The organism is Marinibacterium sp. SX1 (assembly GCF_050389775.1).
Taxonomy (GTDB): Bacteria; Pseudomonadota; Alphaproteobacteria; order Rhodobacterales; family Rhodobacteraceae; genus Marinibacterium.
The window spans coordinates 1,010,010-1,026,877 of the sequence record NZ_CP177144.1 but is presented as its reverse complement, the minus strand read 5'-3'; the positions used below and the strand labels follow the sequence as shown (position 1 = coordinate 1,026,877).

The 16,868-nt window shown below is 68.1% G+C and carries 19 protein-coding genes; 2 read left to right on the top strand and 17 right to left on the bottom strand.

Features of this window, described 5'->3' with window-relative positions; translation table 11 throughout:
* Positions 1-119 precede the first annotated feature (119 nt).
* Complete coding sequence (locus ACK3BB_RS04740) at positions 120-1,262, bottom strand: alpha-D-ribose 1-methylphosphonate 5-triphosphate diphosphatase (protein WP_428927584.1); 1,143 nt, start codon at positions 1,260-1,262, stop codon at positions 120-122.
* Between the two features lie 56 nt (positions 1,263-1,318).
* Between ACK3BB_RS04740 and ACK3BB_RS04735 the strand changes: the two genes are divergently transcribed.
* The gene (locus tag ACK3BB_RS04735; RefSeq protein ID WP_428927583.1) at positions 1,319-1,999 is read left to right on the top strand and encodes a DUF1045 domain-containing protein; all 681 of its coding nucleotides are present in this window, start codon (positions 1,319-1,321) and stop codon (positions 1,997-1,999) included.
* Here the strand turns inward: ACK3BB_RS04735 and phnN are convergent.
* The 8 genes from phnN to phnG all read right to left on the bottom strand — a co-directional run bounded on the left by phnN (position 1,981) and on the right by phnG (position 8,017).
* Positions 1,981-2,526, bottom strand: coding sequence for a phosphonate metabolism protein/1,5-bisphosphokinase (PRPP-forming) PhnN (gene phnN / locus ACK3BB_RS04730; RefSeq protein ID WP_428927582.1), 546 nt, complete (start codon positions 2,524-2,526; stop codon positions 1,981-1,983). The genes ACK3BB_RS04735 and phnN overlap by 19 nt on opposite strands.
* Entirely contained in the window at positions 2,523-3,206 is a 684-nt protein-coding gene (gene phnL / locus ACK3BB_RS04725; RefSeq protein WP_428927581.1) for a phosphonate C-P lyase system protein PhnL, read from the bottom strand. Before phnL ends, phnN begins: the two co-directional genes overlap by 4 nt.
* Positions 3,207-3,229: 23 nt before the next feature.
* Positions 3,230-4,183 carry a CorA family divalent cation transporter gene (locus ACK3BB_RS04720; protein ID WP_428927580.1) on the bottom strand — a complete coding sequence of 318 codons (954 nt, stop codon included), beginning with the start codon at positions 4,181-4,183 and terminating at the stop codon, positions 3,230-3,232.
* 4 nt (positions 4,184-4,187) lie between these two features.
* Positions 4,188-4,958, bottom strand: coding sequence for a phosphonate C-P lyase system protein PhnK (gene phnK, locus ACK3BB_RS04715; RefSeq protein ID WP_428927579.1), 771 nt, complete (start codon positions 4,956-4,958; stop codon positions 4,188-4,190).
* A gap of 73 nt (positions 4,959-5,031) precedes the next feature.
* The gene (locus ACK3BB_RS04710; protein ID WP_428928682.1) at positions 5,032-5,889 is read right to left on the bottom strand and encodes an alpha-D-ribose 1-methylphosphonate 5-phosphate C-P-lyase PhnJ; all 858 of its coding nucleotides are present in this window, start codon (positions 5,887-5,889) and stop codon (positions 5,032-5,034) included.
* A 5-nt stretch (positions 5,890-5,894) separates the two neighbouring features.
* Complete coding sequence (locus tag ACK3BB_RS04705) at positions 5,895-6,986, bottom strand: carbon-phosphorus lyase complex subunit PhnI (protein ID WP_428927578.1); 1,092 nt, start codon at positions 6,984-6,986, stop codon at positions 5,895-5,897.
* A gap of 3 nt (positions 6,987-6,989) precedes the next feature.
* Complete coding sequence (gene phnH, locus ACK3BB_RS04700) at positions 6,990-7,562, bottom strand: phosphonate C-P lyase system protein PhnH (RefSeq protein ID WP_428927577.1); 573 nt, start codon at positions 7,560-7,562, stop codon at positions 6,990-6,992.
* Entirely contained in the window at positions 7,559-8,017 is a 459-nt protein-coding gene (gene phnG / locus ACK3BB_RS04695; protein WP_428927576.1) for a phosphonate C-P lyase system protein PhnG, read from the bottom strand. The genes phnH and phnG overlap by 4 nt, the downstream gene beginning before the upstream one ends.
* A gap of 136 nt (positions 8,018-8,153) precedes the next feature.
* Between phnG and phnF the strand changes: the two genes are divergently transcribed.
* Positions 8,154-8,864 carry a phosphonate metabolism transcriptional regulator PhnF gene (gene phnF, locus ACK3BB_RS04690; RefSeq protein ID WP_428927575.1) on the top strand — a complete coding sequence of 237 codons (711 nt, stop codon included), beginning with the start codon at positions 8,154-8,156 and terminating at the stop codon, positions 8,862-8,864.
* Positions 8,865-9,050: 186 nt separating this feature from the next.
* Here the strand turns inward: phnF and ACK3BB_RS04685 are convergent, their stop codons facing one another.
* The 8 genes from ACK3BB_RS04685 to ACK3BB_RS04650 form a co-directional block, all read right to left on the bottom strand.
* Entirely contained in the window at positions 9,051-9,671 is a 621-nt protein-coding gene (locus ACK3BB_RS04685; protein WP_428927574.1) for a chloramphenicol acetyltransferase, read from the bottom strand.
* A complete protein-coding gene (gene phnE / locus ACK3BB_RS04680; protein WP_428927573.1) occupies positions 9,668-10,996 on the bottom strand; it encodes a phosphonate ABC transporter, permease protein PhnE in 1,329 nt (442 codons plus the stop codon). The genes ACK3BB_RS04685 and phnE (ACK3BB_RS04680) overlap by 4 nt, the downstream gene beginning before the upstream one ends.
* A complete protein-coding gene (gene phnE, locus ACK3BB_RS04675) occupies positions 10,993-11,865 on the bottom strand; it encodes a phosphonate ABC transporter, permease protein PhnE (RefSeq protein ID WP_428927572.1) in 873 nt (290 codons plus the stop codon). Before phnE (ACK3BB_RS04675) ends, phnE (ACK3BB_RS04680) begins: the two co-directional genes overlap by 4 nt.
* Positions 11,866-11,959: 94 nt before the next feature.
* Positions 11,960-12,862, bottom strand: coding sequence for a phosphonate ABC transporter substrate-binding protein (gene phnD, locus ACK3BB_RS04670; RefSeq protein WP_428927571.1), 903 nt, complete (start codon positions 12,860-12,862; stop codon positions 11,960-11,962).
* A 76-nt stretch (positions 12,863-12,938) separates the two neighbouring features.
* Complete coding sequence (phnC, locus tag ACK3BB_RS04665) at positions 12,939-13,760, bottom strand: phosphonate ABC transporter ATP-binding protein (RefSeq protein WP_428927570.1); 822 nt, start codon at positions 13,758-13,760, stop codon at positions 12,939-12,941.
* Positions 13,761-14,087: 327 nt separating this feature from the next.
* The gene (locus tag ACK3BB_RS04660) at positions 14,088-14,519 is read right to left on the bottom strand and encodes a PaaI family thioesterase (RefSeq protein ID WP_428927569.1); all 432 of its coding nucleotides are present in this window, start codon (positions 14,517-14,519) and stop codon (positions 14,088-14,090) included.
* A gap of 16 nt (positions 14,520-14,535) precedes the next feature.
* Positions 14,536-15,663 carry an acyl-CoA dehydrogenase family protein gene (locus ACK3BB_RS04655; RefSeq protein ID WP_428927568.1) on the bottom strand — a complete coding sequence of 376 codons (1,128 nt, stop codon included), beginning with the start codon at positions 15,661-15,663 and terminating at the stop codon, positions 14,536-14,538.
* Positions 15,660-16,856 (bottom strand): acyl-CoA dehydrogenase family protein, encoded by a 1,197-nt coding sequence (locus ACK3BB_RS04650; RefSeq protein ID WP_428927567.1) that lies wholly within the window; start codon positions 16,854-16,856, stop codon positions 15,660-15,662. Before ACK3BB_RS04650 ends, ACK3BB_RS04655 begins: the two co-directional genes overlap by 4 nt.
* Between the last annotated feature and the right edge of the window lie 12 nt (positions 16,857-16,868).

The following is a 16,868-nucleotide window of genomic DNA, read 5'->3' as shown; positions in this document are numbered from 1 at the left end:
CGCCCCTGACGCTCCGCCTGCCGGACGCCCCTCCTGACCGCTCCCCGGCGGCCCTTACCGGCCGCCCCTGACACCCCCCTGCCGCCGCCCGTCCCGCCGGGCGGCGCGCTGTGTTCCGATCAGACCCGCTGGCCCCGCGACCAGGTCGCGACGGGCACCGGGTGGCCGTCGACCAGGCGAAAGCGCACAAGGTCGCCGCGCAGGCCGGGCGCCAGCCGGCCGCGATCCTCCAGGCCCGTGGCCCGGGCCGGGGCGCTGGTGACCGTCGACAGCCCCCGGGCCATGTCGCCCCACAACTGGCCCAGCTGCACCGCCCCCGTCAGCAGCGAGAACGGCACGTAATCCGACGACAGGATGTCCAAGAGGCCCTCGCCCGCCAGGTCTGCCGCCGCCACGTTGCCCGAATGCGACCCGCCGCGCACGACGTTGGGCGCGCCCATGATCACCGCGATCCCGGCCGCGCGGCTGGCCCGGGCGGCTTCGACCGTCGTGGGGAACTCGGCCAGCCGCACGCCATGGCCCGCCGACACGGCCACCTGGTCGGCCGTCGTGTCGTCATGGCTGGCCAGCGCCGCGCCCAGCCGCTTGCCCTCGGCCACCGCCGCCGCCTCGTTGCCCGCACCCAGCCGGGCGTGCAGGTCGTAGAGCTCACCGACGTGGCGGTCGAATTCCTCCTGGTTCAGCCCGTACTTGCCGACCATGTAATCCTGGTACTTGGATATGTCGCGGAACTGGCGCTGGCCGGGCATGTGGTCCATCAGGCTGACGATGCCCACCCGGTCGTCGGCACTGAATTCGGCCAACTCCTCGATCAGGGTTTCCGAGCAGATCTCGGCCCGCAGGTGCAGGAAATGGCTGATGCGGAACACGCCCCGGTCGCGCATGGCCAGGATCTGCGACGACAGCGCCCGGGCGTATTTGCCATAGGGCGCCCGGCTGCCCGTCGGGATCGAGCCCACGCGCAGGGCGTCGAACACCGTCGTGATCCCGGTCGAGGCCAGCTCGGCATCATGGGCCAGGATCGCCGGTTCCAGCGGCCAGGCCACCCGGGGCCGGGGCTTCATGTGGCGTTCGAGATTGTCGGTATGCACCTCGATCAGCCCGGGCGCCAGGTAGTCGCCACCGCAATCCACGGCCCCGGCCGGCACGGCGGTGCCCTGGTCGATGGCCGCGATCATCCCGTCGCGGATCCGCAAGCTGCCCGGCAGGGTCTCGCCCGGCAGGACCAGCATCGCATTGGCAAGGATCACGTCTTCTGTCATCTGGATTTCGTCTTTCTTGTCTTACCTGCCCCGAGCAGATCCGGGAGTGAGCCCAAATGGAATTTTCGCGTTACGCGCTGTATGTTGCCCCGCCGGCCGAGGCGGACTGGACCCGCCTGGCCACGTCCTGGCTGGGCTGGGACATGGAGACCGGGACCGAAGTCGCCGCCCCCGATGTGCCGGGCATCGACGTGGCCGCGATCACCGAGCGGCCGCGCAAATACGGGCTGCATGCCACGATCAAGCCGCCGTTCCGGCTGGCCGCCGGCCAGACGCCGGCCGCCCTGTTCGAGGCGGCCGAGGCGCTTTGTGCCCGGCTGGCCCCGGTCACGCTGGACGGGCTGGCCGTGGAACAGCTGGGCGGGTTCCTGGCGCTGCGCCCGGTGGGCGATACCACGGCGTTGGAGGCCCTGGCCGCGGCCTGTGTCGACGGGCTGGACGCCTTCCGCGCCCCGGCCCCGCAGGACGAGCTGGACCGCCGGCGCAAGGCCGGGCTGAGCCCGCAGCAAGAGGCCCACCTGCTGCGCTGGGGCTATCCCTACGTGATGGACCAGTTCCGCTTTCACATCACTCTGTCGCGCCGGCTGCGCGAAACAGACGGCCCGGTGGCCGACTGGCTGCAGGCCCACCTGCAGCCGCTGCTGCCCCGGCCCTTCCACATCCCGGACATGGGCCTTGTCGGCGAAGGGCCGGACGGCCGGTTCCGGCTGATCCATCGTTACACGCTTTCGGGCTGAAGCGCCGACCGGACGGCCGCGACGGTGGCCTCGATCGGCCCCGAATTGTCGACCTGGTGCACGTTGCGCAGGCCCTCGGGCAAGGGCAGCGCACCGCGCGACAGGCGGCGTTTCTGCTCTTCGGCATCCTCGCGCCCGCGGGTGGCGAGACGCGCGGCCAGGACCTCTGGCGGCGCGGTGAGCGAGACGACCTGGAGATCGGGAAAGACCTGCTGGGCCTGCAACAGCACGGCCCGGGACAGGTTGACGATGACGATCCGCCCGGCATCGAGATCCCGGCGGATCGTCGCGGGAATGCCGTAGGACAGGCCATGGGCCGGCCAGGACAGCACGAAATCCCCGGCCGCCTCGCGCCGGGCAAAGGTCTCGGTGCTGACCCCGTCGAAATCCTCGCCGCCGGCCTCGGTCGGCCGGGTGATCACCCGCCGGGCCAGCAGGACGGCCGGATCGGCGGCGGCCAGCGCGGCCATCACGCTGTCCTTGCCCACGCCCGACGGCCCGACGATGGCCACCAGCTGGCCGGTCATGCCGCGCGGTCCGGGGTAAAGACCGACACGTCGACCTCGCGGTCGCAGACCGCCTCGCGGGCGGCCACGTCGTGGAAGATGCCGACGATGGCCGCGCCCCGGGACTTGGCCTCGGTGATCAGGTCCAGCACGACCTGGCGGTTGCCGGTGTCCAGGCTGGCCGTGGGTTCGTCGAGCAGCAGCGCGGGGTAATCATGGGCAAAGCCCCGGGCGATGTTGACCCGCTGCTGTTCGCCGCCCGAGAAGGTCGTCGGGCTGAGCCCCCAGAGCGGTTCGGGAATGTTGAGCCGCGACAGCAGCTCACCGGCCCGGGCGCGGGCCGTTTCGCCATCGACGCCGACCGACAGCAGCGGTTCGGCCACGACGTCCAGCGTGGGCACGCGCGGCACGACGCGCAGGAACTGGCTGACATAGCCCAGGGTCTCGCGGCGAAGCTTGAGGATCTCGCGCGGTTCGGCCGTGACCACGTCGACCCCGCCGACGACGATCCGGCCCGACGCGGCCAGGTAATTGCCGTAGATCAAGCGCATCAGGGTCGACTTGCCGGCCCCCGACGCCCCGGTCAGGGCGATGCATTCGCCGGGCGCAACGCGCAGGCTGGCCCCGGCCATGACCTGCAGGACGGTTCCGCCCTGGTTGTGCAGGGTAAAGCTCTTGGCCACGTTTTCGATGTCGATCATCGGGGAAACTCCCGTTTCGGCCGCTAGAGCCAGCGGCGCCATTTGAAGATTGCATAGGACAGGACGGCCGAGGCGACCATCACGAGAAGGGCCAGGGGATAGCCCCAGGGCGAATCGAGTTCGGGCATGCGCGAGAAGTTCATGCCGTAGATCGAGGCGACCAGCGTCGGCGGCAGGAAGAACACGGCCACGATCGAGAAGATGCGCATGGTCGTGTTCTGGTCGACCGAGATCAGGCCGAGCGTCAGGTCGGTGGCAAAGGTGATCCGCGCGCTGACCGCCCCGCAATGTTCGACCAGCGCGCGGATGTCGCGCTGTGCCCCGTCGACCAGGTCGACCAGGGTCTCGTCGCGTTGGGCATGGATCTGGCGGTGAAAGCTCAGCGCCCGTTCCAGCGACAGCAGCGCCAGCCGCACCTGGCCCAGCAGCTCGCCCTGCAGGCCCAGCCCGCGCAGGGCGTCGCGCAGGGCCGTCGAGGCCCGCGGCAGGTCATCGGCCAGCACCCGGGCCAGCATGGCATCCAGCTCTTCGCCCACGCCTTCGATCAGGTCCGCCTGGCGCCCGACGATCTCTTCGATCAGGCCCAGGGTGATGCGGTGGGCCGATCCGGTGCCCGCGGCCGAGGTGGCCGCATGGCCGGGATAGCTGTCGAAGGGCCGCGGGGCATGGTGGCGGATGGTGACCAGCCGGTCGTCGGACAGGATGAAGGTCACCGGCAGGGCCCGGCGCTTGCCCTCCGGGGTCAGCCCGGGCAGGAAGACCGTCATGTAATCGGCCCCGCCCTGGCGGTACAGCCGGCTCGACACCTCGATCTCGCGCATGTCGGCCAGGCTGGGCATGTCGATGCCCAACCCGGAAAGCATGGCCGCTTCGGCCCCGGTCGGCTCGGCCAGGTCGATCCAGGTCGCGCCGGCGGGGGCCGCCCCGGCGGGCAGCTCTTCCAGCCCGGAGCCGGAACGGGAGAAGAGCCGCATCATCGGCTCAGACCTGCAGCACCGAGGACACCAGCAGCTGGGTATAGGCATGCTGGGGATCGTCGAGCACCTGGTCGGTCAACCCGGTTTCGACGACATGGCCGTCCTTCATGACCATCAGCCGGTCGGCCAGCAGGCGCACGACGGCCAGGTCATGGGTGACGATCAGCGCCGACAGGCCCATCTCGCGCACCAGGCCGCGCAGCAGGTCGAGCAGACGGGCCTGGACCGACACGTCCAGCCCGCCGGTCGGCTCGTCCATGAAGACCAGCCGCGGCCCGGTGACCAGGTTGCGCGCGATCTGCAGGCGCTGCTGCATCCCGCCCGAGAACTGCGTCGGGCGGTCGTCGATCCGGTCGGCGTCGATCTCGACCCGGCCCAGCCAGTCCTCGGCCGAATGGCGGATCGTGCCGTAATGGCGCGCGCCCACGGCCATCAGCCGCTCGCCGATATTGCCCCCGGCGCTGACCCCCATGCGCAGCCCCTCGCGGGCATGCTGGTGGACAAAGGCCCAGTCGGTCCGGCCCAGCATGCGCCGGGCGGGTTCGGACATGGTGATCGTGTCGACCGGCCCCTCGGCGCGGGTGTCAAAGATCACCTGGCCGCTGTCGGGCGGCAGATGGCCGGCCAGGCAGTTCAGCAGGGTCGACTTGCCCGACCCGGATTCGCCGACGATGCCCATGACCTCGCCGGGATAGAGATCGAAGGACACGTCGGCACAGCCGATCCGGCCGCCATAGAGCTTTGATACGTCGCGCACTTGCAGCAAGGGTGTCATCGGTCGTCTCCCGCGCCCGGATTTTTCGAAAAATCCGGACAAAATTTTCCGGAAAATTTTGCCAGTCCCGGCATCACACGGCCTCCCCGGCCAGACGGCCCTTGTGCCCGGCCTCGCACCGGGTGCGGCAGTAATCGGTGTCGGAACAGACGAACATCCGGTTGCCGGCGTCGTCCATGATCACCTCGTCGAGATAGCTGACCTCGGATCCGCACAGATCGCAAGGATGGTCGGCCTTGGTCGCCTCGAAGGGGTAATCCTCGAAATCCAGGCTGACCACCTTGGTCCAGGGCGGCACGGCATAGATGCGCTGTTCGCGCCCGGCGCCAAACAGCTGGATCGCGGCCATTTCCATCTTGGGATTGTCGAATTTCGGGATCGGCGACGGGTCCATGACATGGCGGTCATTGACCATGACCGGATAGGCATAGGCCGTGGCGATGTTGCCGTGCCGCGAGATATCCTCGTAGAGCTTCACATGCATCAGCCCGTATTCCTGCAGGGCATGCATCTTGCGCGTCTCGGTCTCGCGCGGTTCGAGGAACCGAAGCGGCTCGGGGATCGGCACCTGGTAGACCAGGATCTGGCCCTCGGTCAGCTCGGCCTCGGGGATGCGGTGGCGGGTCTGGATGATCGTGGCGTCTTCGGTCTGTTCCGTCGTGGCCACCCCGGCCGTGCGCTCAAAGAACTTCCGGATCGACACGGCATTGGTCGTGTCATCCGCGCCCTGGTCGATGACCTTCAGCGTGTCCTCGGGCGTCAGCGATGCGGCCGAGACCTGCACGCCGCCGGTGCCCCAGCCATAGGGCATGGGCATTTCGCGGCTGGCAAAGGGCACCTGGTAGCCCGGCACGGCCAGGCCCTTGAGGATCGCCCGGCGGATCATCCGCTTGGTCTGTTCGTCCAGGTAGGCAAAGTTGTAATCGTCCATCAGGCTCATTGCGCGGCCTCCTGTGCGGCGGCGTTGTCGGCCGCCTCGCGGCGCATCTTGCGGACCAGCTCCAGCTCGGACTGGAAATCCACGTAATGCGGCAGCTTGATATGTTCGAGGAACCCGGTGGCCTGGATGTTGTCGCAATGGCTCAGCACGAATTCCTCGTCCTGGGCCGGCGCGCCCTTGAAATCCTCGCCCAGCTCTTCCCAGCGCAAGGCCCGGTCGACGAGGGCCATGGAAATCGCCTTGCGCTCGGTCTGGCCGAAAACCAGCCCGTAGCCCCGGGTGAATTGCGGCGGTTCGGTCTTGGAGCCGGCGAACTGGTTGACCGTTTCGCATTCGGTCAGCTGGATTTCCCCGATGTCGATGGAAAAGCCCAGTTCGGGGATCTCCATTTCCACGTCCACCAGCCCGATGCGCAGCTCGCCCACGAAAGCGTGGTTCTTGGCGTAGCCGCGCTGGGTCGAATAGGCCAGCGACAGCACAAAGCCCTCGTCGCCGCGCGTCAGGGCTTGGGCCCGCGTGGCCCGGTCGGCCGGGTAGGCCATGGGCTGGCGGGTGATGTCGCGCGGTTCGCTGTCGTCGCGGGGCTCGCGCTGTATGATGTCCTCGCCCTGCAGGAACTCGGTGATATGCGGCGTGGCCTCGCGGCGCGCCTCGCCCTGCGGGGCGGTCACCGGCTCGCCTTCGGCGGCCAGTTTGAAATCCAGCAGGCGGTGGGTGTAGTCGAAGGTCGGCCCCAGCACCTGGCCGCCCGGGGCGTCCTTGAACGTGGCCGAGATCCGGCGGTCGCAGCGCATCTCGCCAGTGTCCACCGGGGTGGTCACGCCAAAGCGCGGCAGGGTCGTGCGATAGGCCCGGATCAGGAAGATCGCCTCGATCAGGTCGCCCCGCGATTGCTTGATGGCCAGCGCGGCCAGGTCGGGATCATAAAGCGAGCCTTCGGCCATCACCCGGTTCACGGCCAGCGACAGCTGTTCGCGGATCTGGGCGATGGACATCTCGGCGACCGACAGGTCGCCGCGGCGTTCCTCGGCCAGCCAGGCATGGGCATTGTCGATCGCCCGCTCTCCGCCTTTCACGGCAACATACATGTCTCAGCCCTCCGTCACGGCGGTGCTGCGGGGCAAGGCGGCAACCTCGGTTCCGGCAGCAAAGATGAAATCCAGCCCCAGCGGGTAGAGCCTGTGATTGTCGGCAAAGGTGGCAATGTCCGGCAGGTTCAGCCGGGCCGTGTCCTTGATGCCCGGGCCGCGAAGGACCGCGCCATCGGCCTGCAACGCATCGCATTCGACGATCAGCGTGGTCGAGCGGTCGGGGTATTCCTGGGTGCCCGTCGGAAAGCGGTCGAGGGGCACCAGGTCGTCCCAGCGCCCGACGGCAAAGGCGGCCTTGTCGGGTGCGACGATGGGCGCGCCGGTGTGAAAGGCCACCCAGTCGCGGACCTGCGGCGTGTCGCAGGGACCGGCCAGGTACAGACCGGCCTCGGGGTCGCAGAGCGTCAGGATGACGGTGCCGGCGGCGACCGACAGCGGCGCGGGCGGCGTGGCCTGGGCGGCGGTGCGGATCTCGCCGGGGCGGGCCATGACGGTCATGATGGCGCGAAAGGCATGGGCGGCATCGACCGGGGCATCGGCAAAGCCTCCGGTCAGGGCGGCGGTGGCGGTCATGCGTTCTCTCCCCGGACCATGGTGAAGAAATCGACCTTGGTGGCCGCGGCCTTGGCGGCCCGGGCCTGGGCGCGGTCGGCCACGAGATTGCCCAGCGGGGCCAGGATGCGGCCCTGGACCCCGGCCGCGGCATCGGTCTGCATCAGCGCGTCGATCAGCGCGGCGGCCTCGGCCTTGGGTTTGGACCGGCCCTGCACATAGGCATGGCCGACGGTGCCGTCCCTGAGCGCGACCGAGCAGCGGGTGACGGTCATCTCGCCCATGTTGAACGGCGCGCCGGTGCCACCGAGGCGGGCGCGGACCATGACGCCGCCGGCTTCGGGCGCACGCAGCCAGTCGAATTCGGGCGCGTCATCATAGGCGGACCAGAGCGCCAGCAGGTCGGCCTCCGGCGCCTTGGCCAGGAGGCTCATCCAAGCCCGGCGACGTTCGGTATCCGTGATCTCTTCGGCCATTTTGTCCTTGCCTGGTTGTTGGCGATTACTATACAACTATACAAATAATAGACATCCCCGGCAGAGGGCGCAAACGGAAAGAGTTGAAACTTTCATGACAGCGCCCGGCGGGGGCCCTTGCGAGGAAAGAGCAGGCATGGCGCGCACGCCGATCTGGCAATCCATCAAGCGGTCGCTGACCGCCGACATCGCCGAGGGCCGCTTTGCCACCGGCGACCGGCTGCCGACCGAGGCCCAGCTGGCCGGGCGCTTCGGGGTCAACCGCCACACCGTGCGCCGGGCGCTGGCGGTGATGGCCGAGGACGGGCTGGTGCATTCGCGCCGGGGCTCCGGGGTCTTCGTGGCGGCGGCGCCGGCGGATTATCCCATCGGGCGGCGGGTGCGATTCCACCAGAACATCGCTTCGGGCGGGCGCATCCCGACCAAGAAGGTGCTGTCGCTGGCGGTGCAGGCGGCCGGGGCCGAAGAGGCCGCGGCGCTGGAGATCGCGGCAGGGGCCGAGGTGCTGGTCTATGACGGGCTGTCACTGGCCGATGGCCAGCCGGTTGCGGTGTTCCAGTCGATGTTCCCGTCTGACCGCCTGCCCGGCCTGGCCGGGGCGCTGGAGGCCACGGCCTCGGTGACCGAGGCGCTGGCGGCCTGCGGGGTGGCCGATTTCACGCGGGTGTCGACGCGGATCACGGCCAAGGAGGCCACGGCGACCCAGGCGCTGCACCTGCAGATCGCCGAGGGCGCGCCGATCCTGCGGACGGTGGGCATCAATGCCGGGCCCGACGGCCGGCCGGTCGAGTTCGGGCGGACCTGGTTTGCCGGCGACCGGGTGACGCTGACGGTGGGCGAGGATTGACCACGGGCGTCGCGGCGGCGACAGGGCCAGCCCCGGATATTTGGAAAGAGAAAGAAGCAGCAGGGACCGCCCCGGTCGTGCGGGGTGGGCTTGCGGTCAGGTCCGGCCAGCGGGACGTCGACAGGGCGGGAGCGCGACCGGGGCGGCGGTGACGCTGGCGGTTGTCGTGACAGCGAAGGTCGGGCGTCAGGTTTCGTACTTGTCGAGGAAGGCCTCGGCCGTCATGGCGCGGAAATCCGGCAGGGCGGTGCGCAGGGTGGCGTGGTCCCAATCCCACCAGCCCAGGGCCATGAGCCGCTCGGCCAGCGGTTCGGGCAGCCGGCGCCGGACCGGCTTGGCCGGCACGCCGGCGACGATCGTGTAGGGCGCGACATCGCGGGTGACGACCGCGCCCGAAGCCACGACGGCGCCATGGCCGATGGTCACCTCGGGTTTGACCTGGGCATTGTGGCCGATCCAGGTGTCATGGCCGACATGGGCCAGCCGCGAGGCACGATGGGCGAACCAATCGGCATCGGGCTCGGCATCGGGCCAGTAATCGGCCGAGCGGTAGAGGAAATGGTGCAGCGAGGCCCGGTCCAGCGGGTGGTCCGTGGCACCGATGCGCACGAAGCTGGCGATGTTGGAAAACTTGCCGATCCTGGCGTTGGCCAGGTCGCAACTCCGGTCGCAATAGGAATAATCGCCCATCTCGACATTCATCACCCGGCTGCCCGCACCGATCTCGGTGAAGGCGCCGAAGCTCGATTGCACCAGCGTGCAGCCCGCGTGGACCAGCGGCGCGTCGGCGGAGAGCGACTTGGTCAATGTCCGCCCTCGTCGCCCGTGATCAGCCGCTTGCGCAGCCAGCCCGACAGCCAGTCCATGAAGAAGACCATGAGCAGGATCAGCACGATGTAATAGGTCACCTCTTCCCAATCCTTCTGGGTGATGATCGCCTGGGTCAGCATCAGGCCGATGCCGCCGCCGGTGATGGCCCCGATGATCGTGGCCGAACGGGTGTTGGATTCAAGGAAATACAGCAGCTGCGACAGCAGCACCGGGGTGATCTGGGGAATGACGCCGAAACGATAGCGCTGCAACGGCTTGGCCCCGGTCGAGGACACGCCTTCGATCTGCTTCTCGTCGACGTTTTCCAGGGCCTCCGAGAAGATCTTGCCGAAGGTGCCGGTGTCGGTCAGCAGGATGGCCAGCGCGCCGGTCAGCGGCCCCGGCCCGAACGCCCGGGCCAGGATGATCGTCCAGATCAGCGCATCCACCCCGCGCAGGAAGTCGAACAGCCGGCGGGCGGCAAAGCGCAGGGGCATCAGCAGGGTGAAGTTGCGCGCGGCCAGGAAGGCCAGCGGCAGGGCGACGATGGCCGCGCCGAAGGTGCCCAGGAAAGCCATCAGGATGGTTTCGAAGATCGCCCAGGCCACGTCCTTGTGGCGCCACATGGCATTGTTCCAGAAATCCTTCCAGATCTCGCCGGCCTCGCCCGAAAACGCCAGGCCCATCAGGGCGCCGGGATTCTGGCCGTGGTATGGGCTGTCGAGGGTGAACCAGAACAGCTCCCAGCCGAAGAAATAGCGGAAGACCTCGGTGCGGTTGCGCGTGACGGTCAGGCGGCCGGCCTCGGTGCGGATGTCGAGGCGGTTCTTCGAGGTCGAGATCCATTCGGGCAGGTCGCCGGCCGGAAAGACCGGGTTGACCCCGCCCGAGCGCGTCGGCTGGGCGGTGACTAGGCCATAGCCCGGGATCTCGAAGCTGACGAAATTCTCGGGGCCGAAGGTCACGACATAGCCGTCTTCGAGGTCGATCACCGTGTCGGCGCCCAGGCTGACCCAGGCCGGGCCGGTGCCCGGATCATAGCGGCCCTTGCGCTCGCCCTCGATGGCCACCGACACCTCGCCCGACCGGTTGTCGCGGGTGACATGGGTCTTGTAGCTGTAGCTGTCGGAAATCAGGGTCTGGGCCTTTTCCAGGCTGGCCCGTTCGGCCAGGCCCGGCACGTCGAAGGCAAAGAAGACATAGACCAGGTAGAGCAGGATCAGCGCCGGCAGGCCGAAGTTCATCAGCCGCTTGCGGCGGAACAGCCGGTCGGCCTCGTCCTTCAGGCCGGTCGTGTCCAGATCGGTGGCAAAGGTGCTCATGACTTGGTTCCGTGCGTCAGGCGGTCGCGCAGCAGGCTCGACAGCTGGTCCACCACGAAGATGGTGAGAATGAGAAGGATGAAGATCGCCGTGGCCCGGTCATAGCGCCCCTGGCCCCAGGCAATGGCGTTCTTGAGCTCGTAGCCGATGCCCCCCGCGCCGACAAAGCCCAGGATGGCCGAGGCGCGGATGTTGATCTCGAAGCGCAGCAGGGCATAGCTGACATAGTTCGGCCCGACCTGCGGGATCACGCCCAGGTACATGCGCTGCGCCCAGGTGGCACCGACCGAGGCCAGCCCTTCGACCGGTTTCAGCGAGACGTTCTCGTTGACCTCCGAGTAGAGCTTGCCAAGCGCGCCGGCGGTGTGGATGGCAATGGCGATCATCGCCGGCACCGGGCCGCCGCCCATGACAAAGATCAGCACCAGGGCGATGACGATTTCCGGGATCGCCCGGCAGACATCCATGATCCGGCGGAAGAGCGGGATCAGCCCGGGCCACAGCGACAGGCCGCGAGTGGCCAGCAGCGACAGCAAGGTGCCACCCAGCAGGCCGATCAGCGTCGAGGCCGCGGCGATGTTCAGCGTTTCGACCAGCGAGGGCAGGTATTCCAGCATGAAACCGGGCAGCGCCGCGGCATTCTGAATGGCTTCGCCCAGCACTTCGGACGGATAGTCGAAGATCCGGTGCAGCCCGTCAAAGAACCCGCCCGCATTGCGCGCATCGGCGGTGCGAAAGCCCGCGACCATCAGCGCCACGAAGACGGCCAGCATGACAAAGCTGTAGAGCCGGCGCTTCTGCGCCATGGCCATGTAATCCGCCTGGATCCGGTCAAGCCCGGTCGGGGCGCCTGCGGTCGTCTCTGCCATTTCGGGAAAGCCTCGTGCCGGGGCGGGTCACGCCCCTGGTCTCATGAAAAACGGGGCCCGGACGATGCCGGACCCCGTCGGATCGTGCCTGGCCTCAGCCGCCCACGGACTGGCGGGCCGCGATGATGCTTTCATAGGCGTCGTGGCCGATCGGCTGGAAGCCCAGGGCATCGCCCGCGGCAACGCCGTAGAAGCAATCTGCGTCACGCTCCTTCAGGCCGGCCATCAGCGCGGTCATCTTTTCCTTGACGTCCGCCGGCAGCGCCTTGCGCAGCACGACCGGGCCTTCCGGGATCGGCTTGGATTTCCAGATTTCGACCATCTCGTTCATGTCGATCAGGCCGGCGTCGACGGCCCGGCGCAGGGCGCCCGAGTTATAGCCGTCTTCCCATTCGCCCAGGCCGTCGGCCCAGGTCACGCCGCCGTCGATGTCGCCGTTGAACACGGCAACGATGGTCTGCTCGTGACCGCCGGTGAATTTCACTTCGCCGAAGTAGTCACCCGATTCCATGGTGCTGCCGGTGACCTGCGGGATCTCGATCGAGGGGATCAGGTAGCCCGAGGTCGAGTTGGGGTCGCCGAAGCCGAAGACCTTGCCCTGCATGTCTTCCAGCGAGGTGATGCCGCTGTCGACGCGGGCGAAACCGATCGAGTGATAGCCGTAGGAGCCGTCGGTGTTGACCTTGACCAGCACCGGCTCGACGGCCTCGGCATCGCTGAGATAGGTCTTGGCATAGGCCGAAGCGCCCAGCCAGGCCATGTCGATCGTGCCGCCCAGCAGGCCCTGGATGACGCCGTCGTAATCGGCCGGGGCAAAGAGCTTGGTCGGCACGCCCAGCAGCTCGGCGGTGTAATCGGCCAGGCACTGGTTGTTGTTCAGCCGGTCCTGGGCGTTTTCGCCGCCAAGGATGCCGATGCGGAATTCCTCGATCTCCTGGGCAAAGACCGGAGCGGTCAGGGCGGTGGTGGCCACGACGGCAGCAAGCAGTTTTTTCATCTCTTCGATGTCCTCTGGTTGGAAACCCGCCCCCCTCCTGTCGGGCGTCGGCGGGCGGGCTGATGAATTGGGGTGGTCAGACGTAGGCTTCGGCGTCGCGGCGCGCGGCCTCGGTCCGGTCCAGCGTGTCGATCTGGGTCGATGTCGCGGCTTCCGAAAAGCTGGCATCAGCGCCGTAGATCTCGCGGGCGACGCCGGTGGTCAGCTGTTCGGGCAGACCGTCAAAGACGATGCGCCCGGCGCGCATGCCGACGACCCGGTCGCAATAGCGCCGCGCGGTGTCCAGCGTGTGCAGGTTGCAGATGACGGTGCGGCCGTCTTCCTCGTGGATGCGGCGCAGGGCCTCCATCACGGTCTGGGCGTTCATCGGGTCGAGCGAGGCGATGGGTTCGTCGGCCAGGATGATGCGCGGATCCTGCATCAGGGCGCGGGCGATGGCCACGCGCTGCTGCTGGCCGCCCGACAGGGCCTCGGCCCGTTTCGGCGCGTGTTCGGCGATGCCCAGGCGATCGAGGATCTCGATGGCGCGGTGAATGTCGGTGGACGGATAGAGGTTGAACATCGTGGCCAGGGTCGACCGCTTGTTCAGCGTGCCATGCAGGACGTTCGACACGACATCCATCCGCGGCACCAGGTTGAACTGCTGGAAGATCATCGCGCATTCGGATTGCCAGGCGCGCTTGTCGGCGCCGGTCAGCCGGCTGACCTCGCGGCCTTCGAAGGTGATCGTGCCCTCGGTGGCATCGGCCAGGCGGTTGATCATCCGCAGCAGGGTCGATTTGCCGGCGCCCGAACGGCCGATGATGCCGATCATCGCCGGCTTGTCGACGTCCAGCGTCGCGGCGTCCACGGCAGTATTGGCGCCGAAGCGCTTGGTCAGTTTGTCAATGCGCAGCAAGGCGTCGCTCCATCCATCACGCGAGCGGCCTAACGGCGGTGTCCAAACGCAATGTGTCGGATTGACGAAAGTTTTGTAACGCGGCCCGCGGGCGGTGTCATGCGGGGCCGACGGCGTTTCGCACCCCCGGCGTTGCATCGGCCTATCCCGTCGCAAGGGGGGCGCTGCCCCCGTCCTCCGTTGGAGGACTCCCCCGGGAATACTTGAGAAGAGAAAGAAGCAGGAAGGCCGCGCCTGGCCGGGGATGGCGCGCGACCCTGCTGCTTCTTTCTCTTTCCAAATATTCCCCGCCGGAGGCATCGCGCGCCCCGCGCGATATCGACGCCGTCACCTCTTGATACGGCGGAACACTCCGGTTGCGGTGGCCACAAGCCGGCCGCCCTGGTCGCGCACGTCACCGTTTACATAGGCGATCTTGCGGCCGCCGCCGGCCGGGTGGCCTGTGGCCGTGACGCGCTGGCCCAGCCGCGCGCCGTCGACGAAATTGACCGTCAGCGACACGGTGACCAGCGGCGTCTTGTCGGCGCTTTCGCCGGTGCCGTCGGCGAACATGCGCGAGGCGGTAAAGCCGCAGGCCGCGTCCAGCAGCATGGCCGTCAACCCGCCGTGCAGCATGCCCACGCGGTTGGTGTGCCGGTCCGTGATGTCGAGCCAGGCGCGGCCCTTGCCGTCCGCCTGGCCGATATCGACGACATAACCCACAAGGGACTGGGTGCCGGACTGGTCGTGGATCAGGCCCGAGGCATCGGCCCCGGGCATGTCGTTGCGGCCTGGCTCAGGCGGCGGCGCTGAGGTCAATGAATCGCTCCAGGTGGTAATCGGTATCTCCGAAGCGATGATCGGTCATGACGATCCGCTTGGCGATATGGGCGAGTTCATATTCCCGGGTCATGGCAATTCCGCCATGCATCTGGATGGCTTCCTCGGCGACCAGCCGGCCGACCCGGCCGATCAGGTTGCGCGCCGCCGCGCCTTCCAGGTCGCGGATGTGCTCCGGCGCGCCCAGGTGCCCGGCCGCATTGATCACCGCCGACCGGGCCTGTTCCAGCTCGATCAGCAGGTCGGCCATGCGGTGCTGCAGGGCCTGGAACGTGCCGATCGGCCGGCCGAACTGCTTGCGCGTCATCAGGTAATCGCGGGTCAGCTCGGTGGCCGTGGTCATCGCCCCGAAGGCCTCGGCCGACAGCGCCACATGGGCCGCCGCCACCGCCGCCTCGATCGCCGGGAACGCCCCGCCCGGCGGGCCCAGACGCGTTGCCGGGGTGGCATCGAGCGTCAGCTCGGCCGCCCGCCCGCCGGCCAGCAGAGGATAGCCGCGCAGGGTCAGCCCCGGGGCATCGCGGGCGACCAGGAACAGCGAGATCCCCTCGGCCTCGTCGGGCCCGCCGCTTTCGCGGGCCGAAACGACAAGCCAGCCCGCCGCCTCGGCATTGACCACCACGGCCTTGCGGCCGCTCAGCCGCAGGTCCCCGTCGCCACCCGACACGCCGGTTTCGACCCGCGACAGGTCATAGCGCGAGGTCGGCTCACCATGGGCCAGGGCCAGGTGCAGCGTGCCGGCGATGACCTCGTCGATCATGGCCTTCTGGCCGTCGTCGCCGAGCGCCGCGATCAGGCGCCCGCCAAGGATGGCCGTGTCGAGGAAGGGTTCGACCACCCCGGCCCGGCCCAGTTCCTCGAAGACCACAGAGATATCAAAGCCCTGGCCGCCAAAGCCCCCGATCTCTTCGGGAAAGAGCGCGCCGATCACGCCCAGCTCGGCCAGTTCGGCCCAGATCGCCGGCGACATGCCCGCCTCGCCGTCGAGGATGTCGTTGCGCACCTTCGTCGTGTACTTGTCGGACAGGTAGCGCCGCAGGGTGTCCTGCAGCATCTGGCGCTCCTCGGTCAGATCGAAATTCATTTCGCGCCTCCCAGGCTGACCTTGGCAATGATCCCGCGCTGGATCTCGTTCGACCCGCCGAAGATCGACAGCTTGCGGTTGTTGAAATATTGCGGTGCCGTGCGGGCGGCGTAGTCCGGCCCGATCGGATCGTTGTCGCCTTCGACCGCCTCGGACGGGAAGGGCATGGCATAGGGCCCCGCCGCGCGGCGGGCCAGGTCGTTGATCTCCTGGCGCAGGATCGTGCCCTTGACCTTCAGCATCGACGCCTCCAGCCCCGGCGCCCCGCCCTTGGCCGTCTGGGCAATGACCCGCAGGTTGGTCGTGGCCATGGCCTTGAGGTCGATCTCGGCCCGGGCCAGCCGGGCCGCGAAATGCGGGTTTTCGATCAGCGGCCGGCCGCCCTGCATCTCGGCCCGGGCCATGCGCCGGACGGTGTCCAGCCCGGCCTGCGACGCCCCGACCCCGGCGATATTGGTGCGCTCATGGGTCAGCAGGTACTTGGCATAGGTCCAGCCCTTGTTTTCCTCGCCCACCAGGTTTTCGACCGGCACCCTGACGTTGTCGAAGAACACCTCGTTCACCTCGTGCACGCCATCCAGCAGGATGATCGGCCGCACCTCGATGCCGGGGGTCTTCATGTCGATCAGCAGGAAGGAAATGCCCTCCTGCTGCTTCACGTCCGGATCGGTGCGCACCAGGCAGAAGATCCAGTCGGCATATTGGCCCAGCGTCGTCCAGGTCTTCTGGCCGTTGACCACGTAATGGTCGCCCTCCCGCACGGCCCGTGTCTTGAGCGAGGCCAGGTCCGAGCCGGCGCCCGGTTCGGAATAGCCCTGGCACCACCAATCGTCGCCGTTCAGGATGCGCGGCAGGTAATGGTCCTTTTGCGCCTGGCTGCCGAATTTCATCAGCACGGGCGCCAGCATCGACAGGCCAAAGGGCACCACGCGGGGCGCATTGGCATAGGCGCTTTCGACGTCGAAGATGTGCTTTTCGACGGCGTTCCATTCACAGCCGCCGTATTCCCTGGGCCAGTTCGGCGCCAGCCAGCCCCGGGCGTTCAGGATCGCGTGCCAGCGTTCCATGTCGTCCTTGGTCAGCTCTTCGCCCCGGCGCACCTTGTCGGCGATCCCGGCGGGCAGCTTTTCCTCCAGAAAGGCGCGCACCTCGTCGCGGAACGCCAGTTCCTCGTCGCTGTAGTTCAGATCCATGTCGGTCCTCCC

Coding starts and splice junctions, on each gene's coding strand:
- ACK3BB_RS04740 (WP_428927584.1), bottom strand. CDS start 1,262: ATGACAGAAGACGTGATCCTTGCCAATGCGATGCTGGTCCTGCCGGGC.
- ACK3BB_RS04735 (WP_428927583.1), top strand. CDS start 1,319: ATGGAATTTTCGCGTTACGCGCTGTATGTTGCCCCGCCGGCCGAGGCG.
- phnN (WP_428927582.1), bottom strand. CDS start 2,526: ATGACCGGCCAGCTGGTGGCCATCGTCGGGCCGTCGGGCGTGGGCAAG.
- phnL (WP_428927581.1), bottom strand. CDS start 3,206: ATGATCGACATCGAAAACGTGGCCAAGAGCTTTACCCTGCACAACCAG.
- ACK3BB_RS04720 (WP_428927580.1), bottom strand. CDS start 4,183: ATGATGCGGCTCTTCTCCCGTTCCGGCTCCGGGCTGGAAGAGCTGCCC.
- phnK (WP_428927579.1), bottom strand. CDS start 4,958: ATGACACCCTTGCTGCAAGTGCGCGACGTATCAAAGCTCTATGGCGGC.
- ACK3BB_RS04710 (WP_428928682.1), bottom strand. CDS start 5,889: ATGGACGATTACAACTTTGCCTACCTGGACGAACAGACCAAGCGGATG.
- ACK3BB_RS04705 (WP_428927578.1), bottom strand. CDS start 6,986: ATGTATGTTGCCGTGAAAGGCGGAGAGCGGGCGATCGACAATGCCCAT.
- phnH (WP_428927577.1), bottom strand. CDS start 7,562: ATGACCGCCACCGCCGCCCTGACCGGAGGCTTTGCCGATGCCCCGGTC.
- phnG (WP_428927576.1), bottom strand. CDS start 8,017: ATGGCCGAAGAGATCACGGATACCGAACGTCGCCGGGCTTGGATGAGC.
- phnF (WP_428927575.1), top strand. CDS start 8,154: ATGGCGCGCACGCCGATCTGGCAATCCATCAAGCGGTCGCTGACCGCC.
- phnE (WP_428927573.1), bottom strand. CDS start 10,996: ATGAGCACCTTTGCCACCGATCTGGACACGACCGGCCTGAAGGACGAG.
- phnE (WP_428927572.1), bottom strand. CDS start 11,865: ATGGCAGAGACGACCGCAGGCGCCCCGACCGGGCTTGACCGGATCCAG.
- phnD (WP_428927571.1), bottom strand. CDS start 12,862: ATGAAAAAACTGCTTGCTGCCGTCGTGGCCACCACCGCCCTGACCGCT.
- ACK3BB_RS04660 (WP_428927569.1), bottom strand. CDS start 14,519: ATGCCCGGGGCCGATGCCTCGGGCCTGATCCACGACCAGTCCGGCACC.
- ACK3BB_RS04655 (WP_428927568.1), bottom strand. CDS start 15,663: ATGAATTTCGATCTGACCGAGGAGCGCCAGATGCTGCAGGACACCCTG.
- ACK3BB_RS04650 (WP_428927567.1), bottom strand. CDS start 16,856: ATGGATCTGAACTACAGCGACGAGGAACTGGCGTTCCGCGACGAGGTG.